The 18904-nt window shown below is 71.4% G+C and carries 15 protein-coding genes; 9 read left to right on the top strand and 6 right to left on the bottom strand.

Features of this window, described 5'->3' with window-relative positions; all coding sequences use genetic code 11:
- Position 1: 1 nt before the first annotated feature.
- From ACFQS2_RS04915 to ACFQS2_RS04885, 7 genes are all read left to right on the top strand, one after another.
- Positions 2 to 688 carry an acyltransferase gene (locus ACFQS2_RS04915; RefSeq protein WP_377019840.1) on the top strand — a complete coding sequence of 229 codons (687 nt, stop codon included), beginning with the start codon at positions 2 to 4 and terminating at the stop codon, positions 686 to 688.
- Positions 685 to 1812: a DegT/DnrJ/EryC1/StrS family aminotransferase gene (locus ACFQS2_RS04910; protein ID WP_377019839.1), complete on the top strand. Its 1128-nt coding sequence runs from the start codon at positions 685 to 687 to the stop codon at positions 1810 to 1812. The genes ACFQS2_RS04915 and ACFQS2_RS04910 overlap by 4 nt, the downstream gene beginning before the upstream one ends.
- Positions 1813 to 1814: 2 nt before the next feature.
- On the top strand, positions 1815 to 2837 hold the full coding sequence (locus ACFQS2_RS04905; protein WP_377019838.1) for a Gfo/Idh/MocA family protein: 1023 nt from the start codon (positions 1815 to 1817) through the stop codon (positions 2835 to 2837).
- Between the two features lie 76 nt (positions 2838 to 2913).
- Positions 2914 to 4317: a glycosyltransferase gene (locus ACFQS2_RS04900; RefSeq protein WP_377792900.1), complete on the top strand. Its 1404-nt coding sequence runs from the start codon at positions 2914 to 2916 to the stop codon at positions 4315 to 4317.
- Between the two features lie 10 nt (positions 4318 to 4327).
- The gene (locus ACFQS2_RS04895) at positions 4328 to 6271 is read left to right on the top strand and encodes a DUF6541 family protein (RefSeq protein ID WP_377792899.1); all 1944 of its coding nucleotides are present in this window, start codon (positions 4328 to 4330) and stop codon (positions 6269 to 6271) included.
- 70 nt (positions 6272 to 6341) lie between these two features.
- On the top strand, positions 6342 to 8171 hold the full coding sequence (locus ACFQS2_RS04890) for an ABC transporter ATP-binding protein (protein ID WP_377019834.1): 1830 nt from the start codon (positions 6342 to 6344) through the stop codon (positions 8169 to 8171).
- On the top strand, positions 8168 to 9295 hold the full coding sequence (locus ACFQS2_RS04885; RefSeq protein ID WP_377019833.1) for a glycosyltransferase: 1128 nt from the start codon (positions 8168 to 8170) through the stop codon (positions 9293 to 9295). The genes ACFQS2_RS04890 and ACFQS2_RS04885 overlap by 4 nt, the downstream gene beginning before the upstream one ends.
- Before the next feature lie 15 nt (positions 9296 to 9310).
- On the opposite strand, the gene ACFQS2_RS04880 is transcribed toward ACFQS2_RS04885, so the two are convergent.
- The 3 genes from ACFQS2_RS04880 to ACFQS2_RS04870 are packed head-to-tail and all read right to left on the bottom strand — an operon-like array spanning position 9311 to position 12914.
- Entirely contained in the window at positions 9311 to 10429 is a 1119-nt protein-coding gene (locus ACFQS2_RS04880; RefSeq protein ID WP_377019832.1) for a glycosyltransferase, read from the bottom strand.
- Entirely contained in the window at positions 10426 to 11535 is a 1110-nt protein-coding gene (locus tag ACFQS2_RS04875) for a glycosyltransferase family 4 protein (protein ID WP_377019831.1), read from the bottom strand. Before ACFQS2_RS04875 ends, ACFQS2_RS04880 begins: the two co-directional genes overlap by 4 nt.
- On the bottom strand, positions 11535 to 12914 hold the full coding sequence (locus ACFQS2_RS04870; RefSeq protein ID WP_377019830.1) for a glycosyltransferase: 1380 nt from the start codon (positions 12912 to 12914) through the stop codon (positions 11535 to 11537). The genes ACFQS2_RS04875 and ACFQS2_RS04870 overlap by 1 nt, the downstream gene beginning before the upstream one ends.
- Positions 12915 to 13082: 168 nt before the next feature.
- On the opposite strand from ACFQS2_RS04870, the gene wecB reads away from it, so the two are divergent.
- Together wecB and ACFQS2_RS04860 are read left to right on the top strand one after the other, a co-directional pair.
- On the top strand, positions 13083 to 14147 hold the full coding sequence (gene wecB / locus ACFQS2_RS04865; RefSeq protein WP_377019829.1) for a non-hydrolyzing UDP-N-acetylglucosamine 2-epimerase: 1065 nt from the start codon (positions 13083 to 13085) through the stop codon (positions 14145 to 14147).
- On the top strand, positions 14147 to 15340 hold the full coding sequence (locus tag ACFQS2_RS04860; protein WP_377019828.1) for a glycosyltransferase: 1194 nt from the start codon (positions 14147 to 14149) through the stop codon (positions 15338 to 15340). Before wecB ends, ACFQS2_RS04860 begins: the two co-directional genes overlap by 1 nt.
- A gap of 3 nt (positions 15341 to 15343) precedes the next feature.
- On the opposite strand, the gene ACFQS2_RS04855 is transcribed toward ACFQS2_RS04860, so the two are convergent.
- From ACFQS2_RS04855 to ACFQS2_RS04845, 3 genes are read right to left on the bottom strand one after another with little or no spacing between them, the layout of a single operon-like run.
- Entirely contained in the window at positions 15344 to 16426 is a 1083-nt protein-coding gene (locus ACFQS2_RS04855) for an acyltransferase (protein ID WP_377019826.1), read from the bottom strand.
- A complete protein-coding gene (locus tag ACFQS2_RS04850) occupies positions 16413 to 18353 on the bottom strand; it encodes a DUF6541 family protein (protein ID WP_377019825.1) in 1941 nt (646 codons plus the stop codon). Before ACFQS2_RS04850 ends, ACFQS2_RS04855 begins: the two co-directional genes overlap by 14 nt.
- The gene (locus ACFQS2_RS04845) at positions 18350 to 18775 is read right to left on the bottom strand and encodes a DUF2304 domain-containing protein (protein ID WP_377019824.1); all 426 of its coding nucleotides are present in this window, start codon (positions 18773 to 18775) and stop codon (positions 18350 to 18352) included. Before ACFQS2_RS04845 ends, ACFQS2_RS04850 begins: the two co-directional genes overlap by 4 nt.
- Between the last annotated feature and the right edge of the window lie 129 nt (positions 18776 to 18904).

Here is an 18904-nt window from a genome sequence, read left to right as displayed (position 1 = left end):
CATGAGTGAAACCCCTGCCTACCGGGCAGCCCCGGGGTCCGACATCTCGGACGATGCCACCATCGGCGACGGCAGCTCCATCTGGCATCTCGCACAGGTGCGCGAGGGCGCGAGGCTCGGCACCGGCTGCGTCATCGGTCGCGGCGCCTACATCGGCTCCGGCGTGCGGATGGGCGACGGCTGCAAGGTCCAGAACTACGCGCTGGTCTACGAGCCCGCGGTGCTCGCCGACGGCGTCTTCGTCGGCCCCGCCGCCGTGTTCACCAACGACCACTTCCCCCGCGCGGTGAACCCGGACCTGTCGCCGAAGTCGACGTCGGACTGGGAGCCCGTCGGGGTCACCTGCGAGACGGGATCGTCCATCGGCGCCCGCGCCGTGTGCGTCGCCCCGGTGACGATCGGCGCCTGGGCGATGGTCGCCGCCGGTGCCACCGTCGTCAAGGACGTGCCCCCGCACGCCCTGGTTGCCGGCGTCCCCGCCAAGCGCCTCGCCTGGGTGGGCCGCTCCGGGGAGAAGCTGATCCCCTCCACCGACGGCACCGACGCCTGGGTGTGCCCCACCACCGGCGAGTGGTACATCCACGACGAGAAGTCCGGCGGGCTCCAGCTCGCCTCCTCCCCTCAGGCCGGGGCCCCGCGCCCGGCCGCGCTCGACGACTCCGACGAACAGGACGGACCCACCGCATGAACACGGAACCGACGATGATCCCGCCGGCGAAGCCGATCATCGGGCAGGAGGAGCGCGACGCGGTCGATCGCGTGCTGGCCTCCGCGATGCTGGCGCAGGGCCCGGAGGTCGCGGCCTTCGAGCAGGAGTTCTCCGCCGAGCTGGCCGGTGGCCGCGAGGTCGTGGCCGTCAACTCCGGCACCTCGGGTCAGCACCTGGGGATGCTCGCCCTCGGTCTGCGGCCCGGCGACGAGGTCATCGTGCCCTCGTTCACCTTCGCGGCGACCGCGAACACGGTCGCCGTCTCCGGGGGTGTCCCGGTGTTCGTCGACGTCGACCCGGAGACCTTCACGGTGGACCCGGCCGCGATCGAGGCCGCGATCACCGAGCGCACCGTCGGGATCCAGCCCGTCCACCTCTACGGCCACCCCGCGCCGATGGGCGAGATCACCAGGATCGCCCGTGAGCACGGGCTGTGGGTGTTCGAGGATGCCGCGCAGGCGCACGGGGCCACGTGGGACGGATCGCTCGTGGGAACCCTCGGCGACGGCGCGATGTACTCGCTGTACCCGACCAAGAACATGACCTCCGGCGAGGGCGGCATGGTCGCCTGCGCCGATGCGGAGACCGCCCGCCAGGTGCGGCTGCTGCGCAACCAGGGCATGGAGCGGCAGTACGCCAACGAGGTCGTCGGCTACAACAACCGCATGACCGACGTCCACGCCGCGATCGGCCGGGTGCAGCTGACCAAGCTCGCCGGGTGGACCGCGCAGCGTCAGCAGCTGGCCGCCCACTTCGACGCCCACCTCGAGGGTGTCACGACGCCTGTCGTGCGTGAGCAGGCCACGCACGTCTACCACCAGTACACGATCCGCCTCGAGGGCGCCTCCGCCGCCGAGCGCGACGCCTTCGCGACCGCGCTGCGCGAGGAGCACAAGGTCGGCTGCGGGGTGTACTACCCCACGCCCGTGCATCGCCTGGCGACGTTCGCCTCGTCCGCAGCGGACGCTGCGGACGCGGACCTGCCGGTCACCGACATGCTGGCGCGGGAGGTGCTGTCGCTGCCGGTCCACCCGAGCGTCAGCGACGAGGACCGGGATCGGATCGTCGAGGCCGTGAACGCGGTCGCGAAGGCAGGAGCGTGACCATGAGTGCGAGCACGAAGCGACTGCGGGCCGGGCTGATCGGCCTGGGCATGATGGGCCGCCACCATGCGCGCAACCTCCAGGCCCTGGACGGTGTGGATCTCGTCGCCGTCGCCGATGCCCACGGCGACCCGCACGGTGCCGCCCCGGGGTACGACATCCTGCCCGACGTGCAGTCCCTGATCGCCGCCGGCATCGACTACGCCGTCGTCGCCGTGCCCACCCAGTTCCACCGCGATGTGGCCCTGACCCTCGCCGAGGCCGGGGTGCACACACTGGTCGAGAAGCCGCTCGCCTTCGACATCGGCGAGGCCGAGGAGATCACCGCGGCCTACGAGAACGCCGGCCTGGTCGGCGCGGTCGGCTACATCGAGCGGTACAACCCCGCGCTGCAGGAGATGCGCAAGCGCATCGCCGACGGGCAACTCGGCGAGATCTACCAGATCGTCACCCGCCGCCAGGGCGCGTTCCCAGCGCGCATCGCCGACGTCGGCGTGGTCAAGGACCTCGCCACGCACGACCTCGACCTGACCGCGTGGGTCGCGCAGTCGCGGTACGCGCACGTCGCGGCCACCTCCACCCGCCGCTCCGGGCGCCGCGACGAGGACATGGTCTCGATCGCCGGCGGCCTCGCCGACGGCACCATCACCAACCACCTGGTGAACTGGCTGACACCGTTCAAAGAGCGCGTCACCGTCGTGACCGGCGAGAACGGCGCCCTGGTCGGTGACACCATCAACGCCGACCTCACCTTCCACGCCAACGGCGAGAAGGCCACCAACCTGTGGGAGTCCATGGCCTCCTTCCGCGGCGTCAGCGAGGGCGACTCCATCCGCTACTCGCTGCAGCGCAAGGAGCCCCTGGCCACCGAGCACGAAGCTTTCCGCGACGCCATCGGCGGAGACACCTCCAACATCGTCACCATGCGCGAGGGCCTGCACACCGTGCGCACCGTCGAGGCCGTCCTGGAATCGGCTCGCGCGGGGGAGGTCGTTCGGCTCGACGGGGACACCGACGGTGCCTGACCTCGCACCGCTTCGCGCCCGTGCCCTCCGTGCGGCCACCGGGGCCGCCCGTCGGCTCCCCGGCCGCGCAGGGGGGATGGGCGTCTATTTCTCCGCGCAGCAGCGACTCGCGGCCGACCCGCGGTACGGCCGATGGCGCCAAGATGTCGCGACGTTGCTGGGTCTCGCCGACCGATGCCTGGAGCGAGGGCGCGTCGACGCCGCCCTGCGCTGGTTCGACAAGGCGTTGCGTGTCTCCTACGACCCGTCCCTGCACCAGGCGGGCCGCTCGCCTCTCGCCGCCGACCCCGCCGAATTCCTCCTGCCCCTTCGGGAATCGGCGACCGGCACGCTCATGCTCGGCCGGACGGTGCCGTTCTCGAGCGCTCCGTCGCGACCGGCCCCGCGGGACCGCCGCGGTGGCGAACCTCTGCGCCTGCTCGTCATCGCGCAGGAGAACTGGACGTTCGTGCGGCCGCTCATCGATGCACTGCGTGCCACCGGGCGGTTCGAGGTCCGGGAGCTGGACGTCGAGGACCTGCCCGAGGGTGGGTTCCCCGATCGCGACCGGATCATCCGCGGCCGGTACGACCTGGTCACCTCCGGTCGCCGGATGCCGACGCCGCCTGCCCTGGCCGAGAGCTACGACTGGGCCGACGTCGCCCTCGTCGAGTGGAGCCATCACGTCCTGACCTGGATTACCCTGCTGGATCGGGCACCGCGAGCCCTGATGTCCCGGGTCCATCGCTTCGAGGCCTTCACCCCCTTCACGCTGCTGCACGATCACGCCCGGATCGACCGGATGCTGTACGTCTCGCCCCCGGTGTGGAACATGCTGACCGTCATCGCTCCCGACTTCGCCGATATCCAGGCCGAGCACGTGGGCAATCTCCTGGCGCGCGGTCTGGAGACCCCGCCCCGTGAGGACCACGATCCGCGGCTGCTGGTGCAGGTGGGTTGGGTCAGGGAGGTCAAGGACGTCCTGTTCACGATCGAGGTCCTCGAGCGCCTGCGCCGGCACGACGATGCTTACAGGCTGAGGCTGGTCGGGCCGCGCCTGCCCGACTCGGCGTCCCGGGACACGCCGTATCAGCGGTTGGTGCGCGAACGACTCGAGCAGCTCGGCCCGGGCCCGGTCGAACAGCTCGGTGCGCGCGCCGATGTCCCGGCGTTGCTGGCGGAATCAGGGATGATCGTCTCCTCCTCCCGGCACGAGGGCACGCACGAGTCCGTCATGGAGGCTCTCGCGGTCGGGTGCCCGGCGGTCATCCGCGACTGGCCCGACACCGTGCCCTACGGAGGAGCGGCGAGCCTCTACGATCCGGACTGGGTCGTCCCCGACGTCGACGGGGCCGTCCAGCGCATCCTCGAGCTCCGCGACCCCGAGGTCTACGCGGCGGCCTCCCGCCTCTCGCGAGAATTCGCCTTCGCGCAACGCGATCCGTCCGTGGTGACGGCGGGGTATGAGCGTGCCCTGCAACCTCCGCCCAGGATCTCATGAGCTGCTGCGCATGACCGAGTTGCTTCCGGTGCTGGCCGCGTGGGCGCTGCTCGCCGTTCCCGGCCACCTGCTGCTGATCGCGCTTGCATCCCGTGTTCCCGTGCGGTGGGGCTGGGCCCCGGTGGTCACCGTGCTGCTCACGGTGGTGCTCACTGCGCTCTACCGTCTGCTGGGGATCCCCTGGACCATCCTCAGCGCCGTGATCGGATACCTCGCCCTGGTGGGCCTTGCCCTGCTCGCTCGGCTGCTGATCGCTCGCCGTCTCGCGCACCCCCCGCCGGGGGACCCGGCGTCGTCCGCGGCCCCCTGGACCCTGCGCAGCGTGTCGCTGGTGACGGGAGTCGCGGTTCTGTCGGGCGTGCTGGTCGTGGCCTCCAGCAGCCAGCGCATGGGCGGTATCGGGACGCTCAACGGCAGCTACGACTCCTTTTTCCATCTCTCCGCGATTGCCTTCATCCGCGACGGGGGCGATGCCTTCCTCACGACGGCGCTGACGGAGATCTACGGAGCCCCGACGTACTACCCGGTGATGTTCGACGCTCTCGCGGCGCTGTTGCCGTTCGACACGGTCACGGCGGCGAACGCGATGATGCTCTCGCTGCTGGCGGCACTGCCGTCCTCGGTGGCGGCGCTCGCCGCGTCGGTCGCGGCCGGTCGTCGCGAGGCCCCCGTGGGTGCGGCGCTTGCCGCGGCCGCATCGACTCTCTTCCTCAGCGTCGCCGCGACGGCTCTGGTGATGGGACTGTGGCCGACGGTGCTGGGGGTGGTGTGTCTGCCCGTGGCGATCGCCTCCGCCCTGCGCCTGCTGGAGCACCGGCATGGCGTGCGCGGGCTCCGCCGGCTCGGCGGGCTCACCGGTCATGCCGCGGTCCTGGTCGGCACAGCAGTCGCGCACCCGTCGATGCTGTTCTCGGTCGCCGTCGTGGCCGGTCTGTACGTCCTGGTCGGGGGGATCGGTCATCTTCGCGCCGGCCGCGGACGTCGCGGCTGGTGGCAGGTGGGGGGCGCGCTCGCCGCAGCGGGTGGTTTCCTCGTGGTCTCGAGCACCATGCTCAGCGGGATGAACCTGACCAAGCCGAGCGCCGACGGAGTGGGCTCCGTGGCCTGGAAGATTCTCACCGACACCCCGCGGATCCCGGTGGTCGAGACGGCGGCATGGCCCCTGCTGCCGGTGTGGATCCTCGCCGCGATCGGTGCCGTCGCAGCGGTGCGTCGCTGGGAGGTCGTGGGCACGAGCTCGGCGGTGGCGGTCGTCGCCTCCGTGCTGCTGGGTCTGGCCACGGAGATCGAGTCCCCGGCGGCCGCCGCGCTGGTGAACCCGTGGTACGGGGCGCGGGAGCGGATCGCCCCGCTGATGATGTGCATGCTCATGGTGCTCCTGGTGCGCGGTCTGGACGCGGTCGTGGACGTCGACCGGATCCGAGGTCGTCCCGTATTCGGGACGGTCGCCGCGGTCGGTGTGCTCGCGATCGTGCTCGTTGCCGTCGTCGTGCCGCCGCGGCTGCCGCTGCTGGGATCGCTCGCCTACACCGCCTACGGTCTCCAGCTGGAGCCGTACGTCACTCCGCAGGAGCGCGCCTTCATCGAGCGCACGGCCGCAGCCCTGCCGGACAGCGCCGTGGTCCTCGCCGATCCACTGGATGGAGCGCCCCTGTACTGGTCGATCGGCGGAACCCGGACCGTCTACCCCACGATGGCGCGCCCCCTGACTCGGGACCAGACCCTGGTCGCCAACTACGCCGGGAATCCGGACATCTACGGCGAGGTGTGCTCGGCCCTGACACGACTGGGCCCGACCCACCTGTACCGTGATGTCTCCGCCGCATCCGGCGCCGCCATCAATCCTGAGGCCTCGAGACGTTGGAGTGGGGTCCACGACATCCCGCCCTCGCGACTGACTCTCGTGGCCGAGGAGGGCCCGTACGCTCTGTACGAGCTGGAGCCCGTGTGCTGAACGAGCGGCGCACCGGGTGCCACGCCGTGGACCGGCGCCCGCCCGTCCCGAGCGAAGAGGAGAACCCCAGGTGAAGCAGACCATCAGGATCGTCCGACGCACCCTGTCGGTGCTGCCGCCGGACTCACGGCGATTCCTGGTGACCTTCGGCGTGGTCATGAGCGTCCTGGCCCTGCTGGACGTGGTGGCGCTGGGAGCGATCGCCGTCGTCATCCCCGGTCTGATGGAACCGGGCACCGCCGTCACGGTCCCCGTGCTGGGATGGCAGCTGCGCACATTCGAGGAGATGCTGGTCCTCGTCGCGGCGTTCGTCGGCCTGATCATCATCAAGAGCTTCCTGAACCTGCTGACGATCCGGATCGCCACCCAGCGTTTCGCGCAGCATGAGGTCGCGATCGGCCAGACCCTCTTCCGCTCCTACATGTCAGCCTCCTGGGTGGACCGCGCCTCCAAGTCGACGCAGGAGATCATCCGCATGGTCGACTCCGGCGTGGCGGCCGTGGTCGCAAACGTGCTGATGCCGTCGATGACCGTCGTCGCGGAGTTCGCCACGATCACGGTCATCAGCATCGGCCTGATCGTCCTGGACTGGCAGATCGCGCTGGCGACCTTCGTGTATCTGGGGTTCATCGCGCTGATCCTCTCCCGCGTGATCACCCCGAAGGCCGTCGCCAATGGCGCGAGCAACCGCGACAACTCCATCCGTGTGGTCCGCCTGCTGGGAGAGGTCCTCGCCGCCCTGAAGGAGCTGACGCTGAAGGGCAACGAGGGCGAGGTGGCCGACATCGTCGCCGAGCGTCGCGCCACGGCCTCCCGCACCCGGGCCTTCGCCCAGTACTACAACCAGATGCCCCGGTTCGTGCTGGACGCCGGCATGGTCGGCGGGTTCGCCGTCATCGGCGGGGTCGGGTACCTCTCCGGGGGACCCACTGGGGCGATGACCTCGGTGGCGGTCTTCGCCGTGGCCGGATTCCGTCTCGTGCCGTCACTGACCCGATTCCAGTCCACGCAGAACCGCATCCTGACCAATGCGGCCTTCGCCGACTACATCATCGACGACATCGAGTTCGCTCGTGAGGCGGTCGCGCGCAAGGAGCAGCCGGACTCGGGCACCCTGGAACGGGGGCTGCATGACATCGTGCTGGAGGACGTGAGCTTCACCTATCCCGGCCGTGAGGAGCCCGCGGTGCACAACGTCTCGCTGCGGATCCCCGCCGGCTCGTCGGTGGCCTTCGTCGGCAGCTCCGGCGCCGGCAAGTCCACGCTGGTCGACCTGTTGCTCGGACTTCTCACACCCAGCAGCGGCCGGATCCTCGTCGACGACGTCGACATCACCACGGTGCTGCGCCAGTGGCGCTCCTCCGTGGGATACGTCCCGCAGGAGGTCTCTCTGTTCGATGTGTCCGTGGGCGAGAACGTCGCACTGACGTGGAATCCGGAGGAGGTCGACGAGGACCGGGTGCGCACGGCGCTGCGCCGGGCGCAGATGCTTGAGGTGATCGAGGATCGCCCGGACGGGATCGAGGGCAGGCTGGGGGAGCGTGGCATGACGCTCTCGGGAGGGCAGCGACAGCGCATGGGCATTGCCCGCGGCCTGTACACGGAGCCGTCCGTCCTGGTCATGGACGAGGCCACCAGTGCCCTGGACACCAAGACCGAGGCCGCGGTCACCGATGCGATCCGCGGTCTGGGCGACGAGGTCACCACCATCACCATCGCGCATCGCCTGGCGACCATCCAGCACTCCGACATCGTGTTCTACATGTCCGAGGGCACGGTCGCCGCGGCCGGCTCCTTCGACGAGGTCGTCGCCGCCGTGCCCGCCTTCGCCGAGCAGGCCGCGCTCGCCGGCCTGACCCGCTCCGCGGATGCCCCGATCGATCAGGAGCAGGAACGATGACCTCAGTGCTGATCCTGTCGTTCTCCGAGCTCGTGCGGGACCCGCGGGTCCAGCGCCAGATCGGACTGCTCGCCCGTCGTTACGAGGTCACGACCGTCGGATTCGGGCCCACGCCGCACCCCGACGTGACCCACCGTGAGCTGCCCGCGAGCACCCGTGCCTGGCCCAGCAACAAGCGATATCTGCTCTCGAGGCGGTACCGGCACGTGTACTGGGACATGAGCGCGGTGCGGGCCGCACGGCAGCGACTGGCGGACCTCGCCGGCGCCGTCGACGTCGTCCTCGCCAACGACGTCAACACCCTCCCGCTGGCCCTCTGGCTCGCCCCGCGCCGGGGGATCCACGCCGACCTGCACGAGTACGCGCCGCGCGAGAAGGAGCATGTCCGCTCCTGGCGCTGGTTCGTCGCGCCCTATCAGCGGTGGATCTGCCGTACCTGTCTGCCGCGGGTCGATGCGATCACGACCGTGTCCCCGGGGCTGGCCGGTGAGTACGCGATCCGATTCGGCGTCGACGTCGAGGTCGTGACCAATGCCGCAGCTTACGAGCAGCGCTCTCCGCGGCCCACCGGCGAGACGATACGGCTGCTGCACACCGGGGTGGCCCGAGCCAACCGTCGCCTGGAATCGATGATCGACGCCATGCGCGGTGCTCCCGAGAACTTGACGCTGGACCTCATGCTGGTGCCGAGCGAACCGGGGTACATCGAGACGCTCAGGGATCGAGCGGCGGACCTGCCGTCGGTGTCCTTCCGCGATCCGGTGCCGTACACGGACCTGGTGGAGGCCGTGGCGGGGTACGACCTCTCGATCGTGGTCTTCCCGGACAGCACCTTCAACCTCCAGCACAGCCTGCCCAACAAGCTGTTCGAAGCCGTCCAGGCCAGGACCGGCGTCCTCGTGGGGCCGTCACCCGACATGGCCGCTCTCGTGCGGGAGCACGGGATCGGTCGCGTCCTCGACGGGGCTGACGCCGATTCCCTGCGCGCAGCGCTGTCGACGACCACCAAGGAGGATGTCGATCGCTTCAAGCAGGCCGCGAACGCGTCGGCGCGTGAGCTCTCGGCCGAGCGGCAGATCGAGGGCTGGCAGAGCTCCATCGCCCGGATCGCCGGGGACGCCTGAGACCCTCGGCTCCGGTCAGCCGCGGATAAGCCCCACCAGGCGCGGAAGGTGCCGGACGGCCAGGGACGCGGCCATGAACCGCACCGGAGCCTCGCGGTCCAGGGCGTGTCGCCACCGCCGGGGCAGCAGCGTCGCCGGGCGGCCATGGCGTCGACGCGCCTTCGCCGCACGCACCAGGTCCTCGGCCGGGATGGTGGGGTCCAGACAGGCGTCGACCACGTCGCGGTCGGCTCGGGACAGCGGCCCCAGGCACCCCGGGCACTCGACGATCACACCGGCCGTGATCTCCGCGAGATCCGTGCGCTCGGCCTCGGTCCAGATCGAGACGTCGCTGCGATAGAAGACCGCCCCGAAGACGTGGATGCGCAGGAGCTTGACGCCGATCGCCCGTCGAGCGCCCCGCGGCAGCGCCCGGAACCAGCCCGCGGTCAGCACGTCGGGGAAGAAGCCGAGCTGCTCGCGGATCGGACGGACCACGTAGGTGACCCGGTCGCCGGCATCCTCGCCGATCACATAGGGCGGGCCGAAGCGGTCGTAGGCCGTGGGGCGTGTCGCCATGAGCTGCGTGACCATCCCGACGTCACCGCCGACTCCGGCCCCTTCGACGAGCCACGCGCCGGTCGCGGCCAGCATCTCGCGGCGCATCAGTCCCAGTGGTGCGGAGCGGTAGCTCAGCCGGTCGGCCACGAGGTCGACGAGACCGGCACGATGCATGCGGACGGCCGGCGTGGGGACGCCGGATCCGGCGGTGCCCAGGGCGAGACGGGTGACCACGAAGTCCGCGCCGGTGCGTTCCTGGACCGTGAGCCAGGAGGCGACCGCGCCGGGCGCCAGCATGTCGTCGGAGCCCATGATCGCCACGAACGGCGTGGTCGCGGCGCGCATTCCGGCATTGAACGGGCCCGAGGCGGATCGATGCCGGTCCCTGTGCTCGAGGAACGTGACTCGCGCACGATGGGCGGGGTCGATCGCCGAGGCGATATCGCCGGCGTCACGGTTGTGGCACACCACGGTGACGTGGGCGTGATCGGCATTGCCCTCCAGGATCGAGGCCACTGCTCGGCCGACGGGACGTTCCGGCGTGTGACAGGCGATCACGACGGTGACCGGCTTCTCCGCCCCGGTGCCGCTCATCGGCGGCTTCCCGGTCGGCCGGGCAGCAGCTCGTACTGTGCGGCGTAGCCGTGCCCGACGGCCGCGGCGGAGAACCGGTCCCCGATCGTGCCCGCGATCTCGTCGGCGGTGAGGTCGCGGGTGCGCTCGTCGACCTCGAGGATCGCCGTCGCATAGGCGGCGACGTGCTGTGCGGGGACCAGGGCGCCGACTGACGGCTCGACGTACTCGCCCTGGCCGCCCGTCGCCCCGAGCACCACCGGACGTCCGGCGACGATCGCCTCCGCGGCGGAGACGAAGAAGTTGTCCGCACGGGTGGGGCCGAAGAACAGGTCGGCGCGGCCGAGGGCCTCGCGGACCCCCGTGCCGTTGACCGTGCCGGGCAGCGCGAGCTGCCCGGTGACACCGAGCTCCTCGGCGCGGCGCAGGGTGTCCTCTCGCAGCGGCCCGTCACCGAGCCATTCCAGATGGGCATCCACGCCGCGCTCTCGCAGGTCGGCGAGCACCTCGACCGCCAGCAGGGGGTCCTTGCGGGGGATCAGTCCGCCCGTCGAGACCATGCGCAGGGCGCCGTCGGATCGATCGCGGCGCGGCACGAGGGGTCCCGGCTCGACGATGCACGGCACGACGGCGGTCGGGCGGTCGGCGCGGACGGCCCGAATCGGGCGGGCAAGGAACTCGCACACGGCGGTGACCCGGTCCGGCCGCGCCAGCAGACGACTCAGCAGCGGCAATCCGGCGCGGGCCGGCGCGGGGAGCGTCGACGGAGTGGTCAGCGCGGACCAGTGCTCGGTGTGGATCCACGGCACCCGCGGCCGTCGCAGCGTCATCGGCAGCAACGCGGAGAACGCCATCGAATGGACCACATCAGTGCCCTCGAGCGCCACGGCGAGCACGCGGGCCGCGGCCAGGATCTGGTCCGGCCGACGCGGGTCCATCGGCACCCGCAGCACATCGATGCCCTCGTGGACGAGCCTCCTCGTGCCGTCGTCGTCGGCCGGCGGCACCAGGTGGATCAGGCGCACGTCGTGGTGCCGGGCGATGGCGAGGGTGTCGCGGACGACGAACGAGCCGCGCGAGGGGGACGTCCCGGTCGGGAACCAGGTGGTGACGACCGTGATGCGCATCAGCTGAGCCTCCCGGTCTCGCTCATCACGCGGCGGTACAGCGCGAGCATGCTCTCCGTCTCCCGTTCCCAGGTCAGGTCGTCGGCCACCTGGCGGGCACGCTCTCGGTAGGTGTCCGGATCGTCCAGGATCGCCCGCAGCGCCTCGGCGAGATCCTGCGGACTGGAGCCCTGGAAGACCTCGCCGACGCCGAGCTCCTCGACCACACGTCGCATGTCCGGCAGGTCGGCGGCGGCGATGGGCAGTCCGGCGCGGATCGATTCGAAGAGCTTGTTGGGGAGGGCGAACCGGTAGGAGAGGCAGATGGGGCGCACGTGGACGACGGCGACGTCGCCGTCGGCCAGGGAGCGCGAGACGGCGTCGGGCTCGACGGCTCCCACAAGATGGACGCGCTCGGCGACGCCGTGGTGCGCGGCCTCGGCACGGACCTGCTCGAGCGCGGCCTGCTCCCCGTACCCCAGGAGCACGAAGTGGACATCGGCCGGCAGATGGGGGAGCGCGGCGATGGTCTCCTCGATGCCGCGGGCGGTGGTGATGCGCCCCCCGTATGCGATGACCCGGTCCTCGGCGCCGAGCCCGGCGCGAGCGCGGAGCACTCCGCTGGCGGGGTCCGGCAGGTCGTCGGCGACCGGGACGTTCCGCACCAGCGCCGGTCGCCGCGGCAGACGGTAGGTGCGCTCGAGCCAGTCCGCGATGGAGGGCGAGACGGTGATGACCCCGTCGACCCGGCGGATGCCGACCGCTTCGATGAGGGCCTCGACATGAGGGGCCAGGAGACGGCCAGGGCGGACGTTGCGGTGACGCCACAGCTCGTGCGAGTCGTAGACGATCCCGATGCGGCCGCGGCTCGCGGCACGGATCGCCAGTGCGGGGACCAGCGTGTTGGCGTCGTTGGCGTGGATCACGTCCGGTCGCACGCGCAGCCCTGCCTGTGTGACGTTCTTCCAGTACGTGCCCAGGGCGACGGTGCGGTAGGCGCGTTCGCCGAGCCCGCGCAGGGCACGCAGGGCGTGGGACCTGATACCGGCCAGCGCGGCCCGCGGCTGTGTCGGCGGCGCCAGGGGGGCCGGGGGCGGAGGCGCAGAGACCCGGGAGGCGGGCTCGAGGTCCTGGCTGATCAGCCCGCGCCACACCGGCGCCAGCGCCGGCACGATCCGCTCGAAGGCGAACTCCGGGACACGTTCCAGCGTCAGGCGCTCGCCGAGGCGGCTGACGGCCGCGGGCCGGTCCAGCTCGCGGCGTTCGACCGCGAGGATCCGGACGTCATAGCCCTCGTCACGCAACGACGCGGACTCCTTGAGCACCCGGGAATCGTTGGCGGCGTCGTTGTAGACGAGCACAGCGACACGAGGCTCCGGCGTGCCCTGGCCTGACGTCATGCATCTTCCGTTCCCGAGCGGGGCACGCGCGCGGCGCGCTGTCCCTCGATGGTGTCGTGGTGTGCCGCACGGCCTCGGCCGTTGGCTATGGTGGGGCACGCTTACTGTACCTGCGACCCGGGCCGCGTCGCCTGTGACCTGCCGGGGCCGAGAGGAAGAGATCCGTCCATGAAGATCCTGTCCGTCGTGGGCGCGCGCCCGCAGTTCGTCAAGCTCGCCGCGATCGCCGATGCAGCCGCGCAGCGGGACGACGTCGAGCACGTCATCGTCCACACCGGGCAGCACTACGACGCCGCCATGAGCGACGTGTTCTTCGCGGATCTGCGGATCCCCGCCCCGGACGTGAACCTCTCCGTCGGCTCCGGGTCGCACGGGCGTCAGACCGGTGCGATGCTGGCCGGCATGGACGAGGTGCTCGAGGAGCACCAGCCGGACTGGACCCTGGTCTACGGAGACACCAACTCCACCCTCGCCGGCACCCTCTCCGCCGTGAAGATGCACCTGAAGGTCGCCCATCTGGAGGCCGGGCTGCGCTCGTTCAACCGCCGCATGCCCGAGGAGCACAACCGCGTGGTCACCGACCACGCGGCGGATCTGCTGCTGGCTCCCACCGAGGTCGCGCGCGGCCACCTCGCCGCCGAGGGACTCGCCGAGCGCACGCTGGTGACCGGCGATGTGATGACCGACGTGTGCCTGCGGGTCGCGGCCGCCGTCGAGGGCACTCCGCTGGCCCTGCCCGAGGGCATCGACCCCGCCGGAGAGTTCGCCGTGGCCACGATCCACCGCGCCGACAACACCGACGACCCTGAGCGGCTGCGGGCGATCATCGAGGCCCTGCAGGCTCTCGAGATCCCCCTGGCGCTGTTCGCCCATCCGCGTCTGATGGCGAAGGCGAAGGAGGCCGGCATCGAGCTGGCCGGTGGCGCCGTCCGCGTCGGCGAGCCCGTCGCCTACCCGGACCTGGTGGGCGCGGTGCATGCCGCGAGCGCCGTGGTCACCGACTCCGGTGGTCTGCAGAAGGAGGCGTACCTGCTGGGGACCCCGTGCTCGACGGTGCGCACCGAGACCGAGTGGGTCGAGACGCTGGAGAACGGCTGGAACCAGCTGGTCTCGGACCCGGCCGAGCTGACCGCCGCGGTGGCACGGCCTCGGCCCACCGCCGAGCGCCCCGCCCACTACGGCGACGGCAGGGCGGCCGAACGGAGCGTCGACGCCCTCCGGGAGCGCGCCTGATGGCGAGGTCGCGCACCGCACGACGCCCCGGGCCGAACCGCCCCGCGCACGTGGTCGTCGCCACCCGCGTCTACACCCCTGAACCCGTGGCCGCCGCCTTCCGCCAGGAGGCGCTGGTCATCGCCCTGGAGCGGGCCGGCGCGGAGGTCACCGTGCTGACCACCTCCGCGCCCGGGGCGGGTGGGGTCCGGTCCCGGGCCCGCCGCGTCTCCCGCTGGCCCGTCAAGCGTGATCACCAGGGCCAGGTCCGCGGGTACGTCTCCTATCTCAGCTTCGATCTGCCGCTCGCGCTGCGACTGCTCCTCCAGCGCCCGATGGACGCCCTGGTGCTCGAGCCGCCGCCGACGACCGGGATGGTGGGGATGGTCGCCGCCATGATCCGCCGGGTGCCGTACACCTTCTACGCGGCCGACGTCTGGTCCGACGCGACCGAGAGCGTCGAAGGTGTGCCGACCTTCGTGCGCTCCGTGGTGCGCTGGGCGGAGAAGACCGTGTGGAAGCGTGCCTCGCGCGTGCTGACCATCTCCCCGGGTGTGCAGCATCGGGTCCGGGAACTGATCGGGCCACGGCCCAGCATCGTCATGGTGGGCAACGGGATCGACACCGAGACCTTCACACCCGAGGGCTCGGATGCCGGCGAGGCCGGACCGTACTTCGTCTACGCCGGGACCGTCTCCGAGTGGCAGGGCGCCGCTGTGTTCATCGACGCCTTCGCCCGAGTCCGCCAGCAGCATCCGCAGGCGCGGCTGCTGTTCTTCTCCGAGGGGTCCGGGCGCGACGAGCTCGAGGCCCGGGTGGCCGAGGAGGGCATCGCGGGCATCGAGTTCCGCGACAAGATCCCGCCGGCCCAGGTCGCCGCGCATCTGCGGGGCGCGGTCGCCGGGCTGTCCTCGATCACCCCGGGGCAGGGCTACGAGTTCGCCCTGCCCACCAAGATCTATGCCGCCACCGCGACCGGGACCCCCGTGATCCACGCCGGGGAGGGCGCCGCCCACGACCGGATCCGTGACAACTCCCTGGGCTGGGCCTGCGACTACGACGCCGCCCAGGTCGCCGAGGCGATGCGGGCGGCGCTGGAGGGCGAAGGCGCTCCGGAGCGGGAGCACCTGCGCCGGTGGACGCTCGAGAACGCCTCCCTGGCCGGCTGCGCCACGAAGGGCGCCGAACAGGTCCTGGCGGAGATCCGGCGCTGAGCGTCAGAGGATCGCGCGCAGCCCCGGGACCTTCTTGCCCAGCAGCGAGACTGCGAAGGCGAGGACGGTGACCACGACGATCAGGGCGAGCACCGTCAGCAGCGAGCCCTCGGGGAAGCCCAGCTCGCGCAGCGGCACGAGGATCGCGAAGTGCACGAGGAACACGCCGAAGGTGGCGTCACCGATCGTCCGCAGGAGGTTCTCGGCGCGCGCCGAGACCGTCCACGCACCTCCCAGGCTCAGCAGGGCGATCACCAGGGCGAGCGAGAGCAGCATCACCGTCGGCGCCACATAGGTCGGCAGCAGGAACTGCCCTGGCGGGGTGTCGGTGACGCGGGAGAGATACGCCCACACGGTCGCCACGGTCAGCACCGGCGTGGCCACGAGCAGCAGGAGCAGCGCCCGGCTGCGGCTGACCGGCAGGGCCCACGCTGCCCGTCCCAGGATGTAGTAGCCCAGGAACGGCAGGAAATAGGTCAGGGTGCCCATCTGCAGCGGGACCACCGCTTCGCCGAGCAGCCCTTGGCTGAGCGGTGGGACGGCCATCACCACCAGCGCCCACCCTGTGGCGACGCCGCCGGTGATCCAGGCCCGTCGCGGACTGTCGCCGATGTAGACGGCGATCACCGGAGTGACGACGGTCAGTCCCAGGATCAGCGGCAGGAAGTACAGATGCGGGTACGAGGAGGCTGTCAGCAGGTCCAGGATCTCCTGGCGCCAGTCCAGCGGCTCGTCCGTGAACAGGGTCCCCATGATCAGGGCATAGAAGGCGGTCCACACCACTGTCGCCGGCAGCAGTCGGCGCAGTCTCCGGCCGAGGAACCGGCCGGAGCCGTGGCGCATGGCCGCCGGCGCCAGGTTCAGGGCGCCGGAGATCATGATGAAGGCGGGCACCGTCGTGGCCAGCAGCGCTCGGACCACGTGGATCGCCACCCGCCCCTCACCGTCGAGGTGATCGGCGATCACGTGCACGCAGATCACGCCGATCACCGCGACGATCCGGATCACGTCCAGCAGCGGCGAATACCGGCGGGCGGCACCTGTGACCGGCGGGGCGGTGGCTGTGGGCGGGTCAGGCCGGGTCATAGCTGCCGTCCCCGGGGTCGCAGTCGATCTCGATCATGGTCGAGTGCTCGGTCGTGAACAGCACGGCGCCGAGGTCCATCCCCGCATAGTTGACCGAGTCGGAGGTCTTGTGCCGGTTGTAGGGCAGGCGCTCCTGATAGACGTACGTGATGCCGTTCTCCTCGAGCAGCCGGCAGTCGGCCGGGTCCGTGGCGGCGTTCTCCGTCGCGTAGATGAGATCCCGGTCCAGGTCCGTGTATGCCATGCCGGCCACGGGCAGGCGGACGTCCTGGCCGAACATGGCGTACAGGTGGGCGGCGCCGGAGAACGGACTGGCCAGCACCGTGCCGTCCTGGTCCATCTCCGGGACATGCTGCTCGAACAGGGCGCGCTCGTCGGGCTGCAGGAAGCGGCCGCGGCCGGGATAGTCCGCGGCCAGGTTCTTGGCGGCGTTGTCGCTGCGGGCCGGGATCGAGGCGAGTGCTGCGATGACCGCGGCGACGATCAGCACGAGGGCCACGGGCCGGGACGCCCCGGGCTGCCGGCGTCGATCGGCGGAGGGAGCCAGCAGGCGCGCCCATGCCTGCAGCCCCGGGACCACCAGGACGGCCGAGAGCATGGCCAGCGGCATGGAGATGCGGTCCTGGCCGCGGTAGTACAGCGCAGAGAGGTTCAGCGGGGAATCCAGTGCCGCGTCGAGATAGATCACCGCGACGACGATCCAGGCGACGGCGAGCCAGCGGTGCGGCCGGGAGCGCAGTGAGACGACCAGGCCGGGCCACCACAGCACCGCGAGCGCGGCGCCCAGGGCCATCGGCCACACGGTCAGCAGACCCAGCAGGATCTCGCCCAGCGCCCTCCACCACACCACCGCGAGGCCGCCGTTGAATCCGGTCACGTGCGAGCCCAGCGGGGTGTAGGAGAGCAGCACCACCGGCAGCAGGGCGAGCACGGGCACGGCGATCAGTGCCGGACGGGCTCTCCACGAGGGCAGGCCGGTCACGGTGGTCAGCACCGCGAGCAGGATCAGCGCCGTGACCGCGACATTGGGGTGCATGATCCCCAGTCCGGCGCCCGCGAGGCCGACGGCGAGGAGCGAGGCCAGTACGGGGCGGAGGGCAGGGCGTTCCAGCAGCGCACCCCACAGCGCGGCAGCGGCCGCCAGCGCTCCCGGCAGGGCGGCGAATCCCGCGAGGTTCGGGATGGGGGAGAGGTGGATCCACAGGTCCAGCGGGGTGGCCGGGATCAGCGCCGCCGCCATCGCCGCGGCGAACGGGGCCCACGGTGTGCTCGGGAACAGGGAGCGAGCGAGCAGCGCGATGCCCAAGATCCAGGGAGCAACCGCGAGCGCGAGCACGGTGGCGTTCAGCAGCGTGGGGGTTCCCACGCCGGGCACCAGGGCGGCGAGGGCGTGGAAGGCCGCCGGGTAGAACGTCGGATCGCCGGTCGTGTTCGAGACCGCGCCGACGTGGAGGCTGGAGGCATCGCCCGTCTCGCGGATCCGCTGCAGGGCCGAGAGATGGTAGAGCGTGTCCCACCGCTCGAGGATCGCGTCGGGCCGTCCCGCCTGGCGCGCGATCGGCACCACCGCGACGGCGACGGCGCCGGTCAGCCAGGCGGCCCCGCCGGGCACCGCGCGGCGGGGGGACAGCCGGCCGTCCAGGACCGTCGCTGGCAACCGGACATCGAGCCGGCGCAGGCCGTAGGCCGCGGCGGCGAGGACGAGGGCGCCGAGCAGGAAGGGCAGCAGTGACCAGCGCAGCCCGACCAGGGACGCGGCGACGGCGCTGACGCCGGCGATCGCGGCGGCCAGGGCAGGCGCGAGGGCGAGGGCGATCAGGCGGGAGCCGTCGAGCATCCGGACGGCGGCGTACCCCGGCAGGTACGCCGCCGCCAGGACGACGAGGATCGCAGCGATGAGGGCGAGCACGGACAGCAGACCGGTCACCCCTCGGGCCGGTGCAGGGCTCTCTCGCGGTACTCCGCCGCCGGCTCGGCCTCGTCGATCGCGAGGCGCCGGGCGAGGTAGGTGGTGCGCTTCTCCGCCGCCTTGGTGCGGGCCTCCTGGAGGGCGAGGAAGCCGAGCAGGACGACGACGGTCGCATAGAGCAGCAGATCCGCCCCGCGGCCGACCCCCACCAGATTCGCAGCCCGGCTCAGCATGCCCGGGAACAGGACGGTGAGCACCGCGAAGATCGCGAAGGCGATGATCAGCAGGCGCCGCACCGCGAGCTGTTTCGCGCCGCGCTTCATGAACAGCCAGGCGACGATCACCACGATGCCCAGCACCAGCAGGAGCTGGATGATGAAGGTGCGGCTGCCGACCCCGAGCGAGGGGCCGAGGGCGAGGATCAGCTCATGCTCACCCATCGGGTCAGGAGTCCTGGTCCTGCTGGTGGGTGGAGGCGGAGCCGTCGCCGAGGACGAGGCGGGGGGTGCCGGCCCAGTTCTCGGCCGTGGTGATGTTGCGTCCGTCGATGATCAGCTTGATGCCGGGCA

Source organism: Brachybacterium sp. GCM10030267, from assembly GCF_042666875.1.
In the GTDB taxonomy this organism is placed as follows: Bacteria; Actinomycetota; Actinomycetes; order Actinomycetales; family Dermabacteraceae; genus Brachybacterium.
This window is presented reverse-complemented; position numbering and strand designations above follow the sequence as displayed.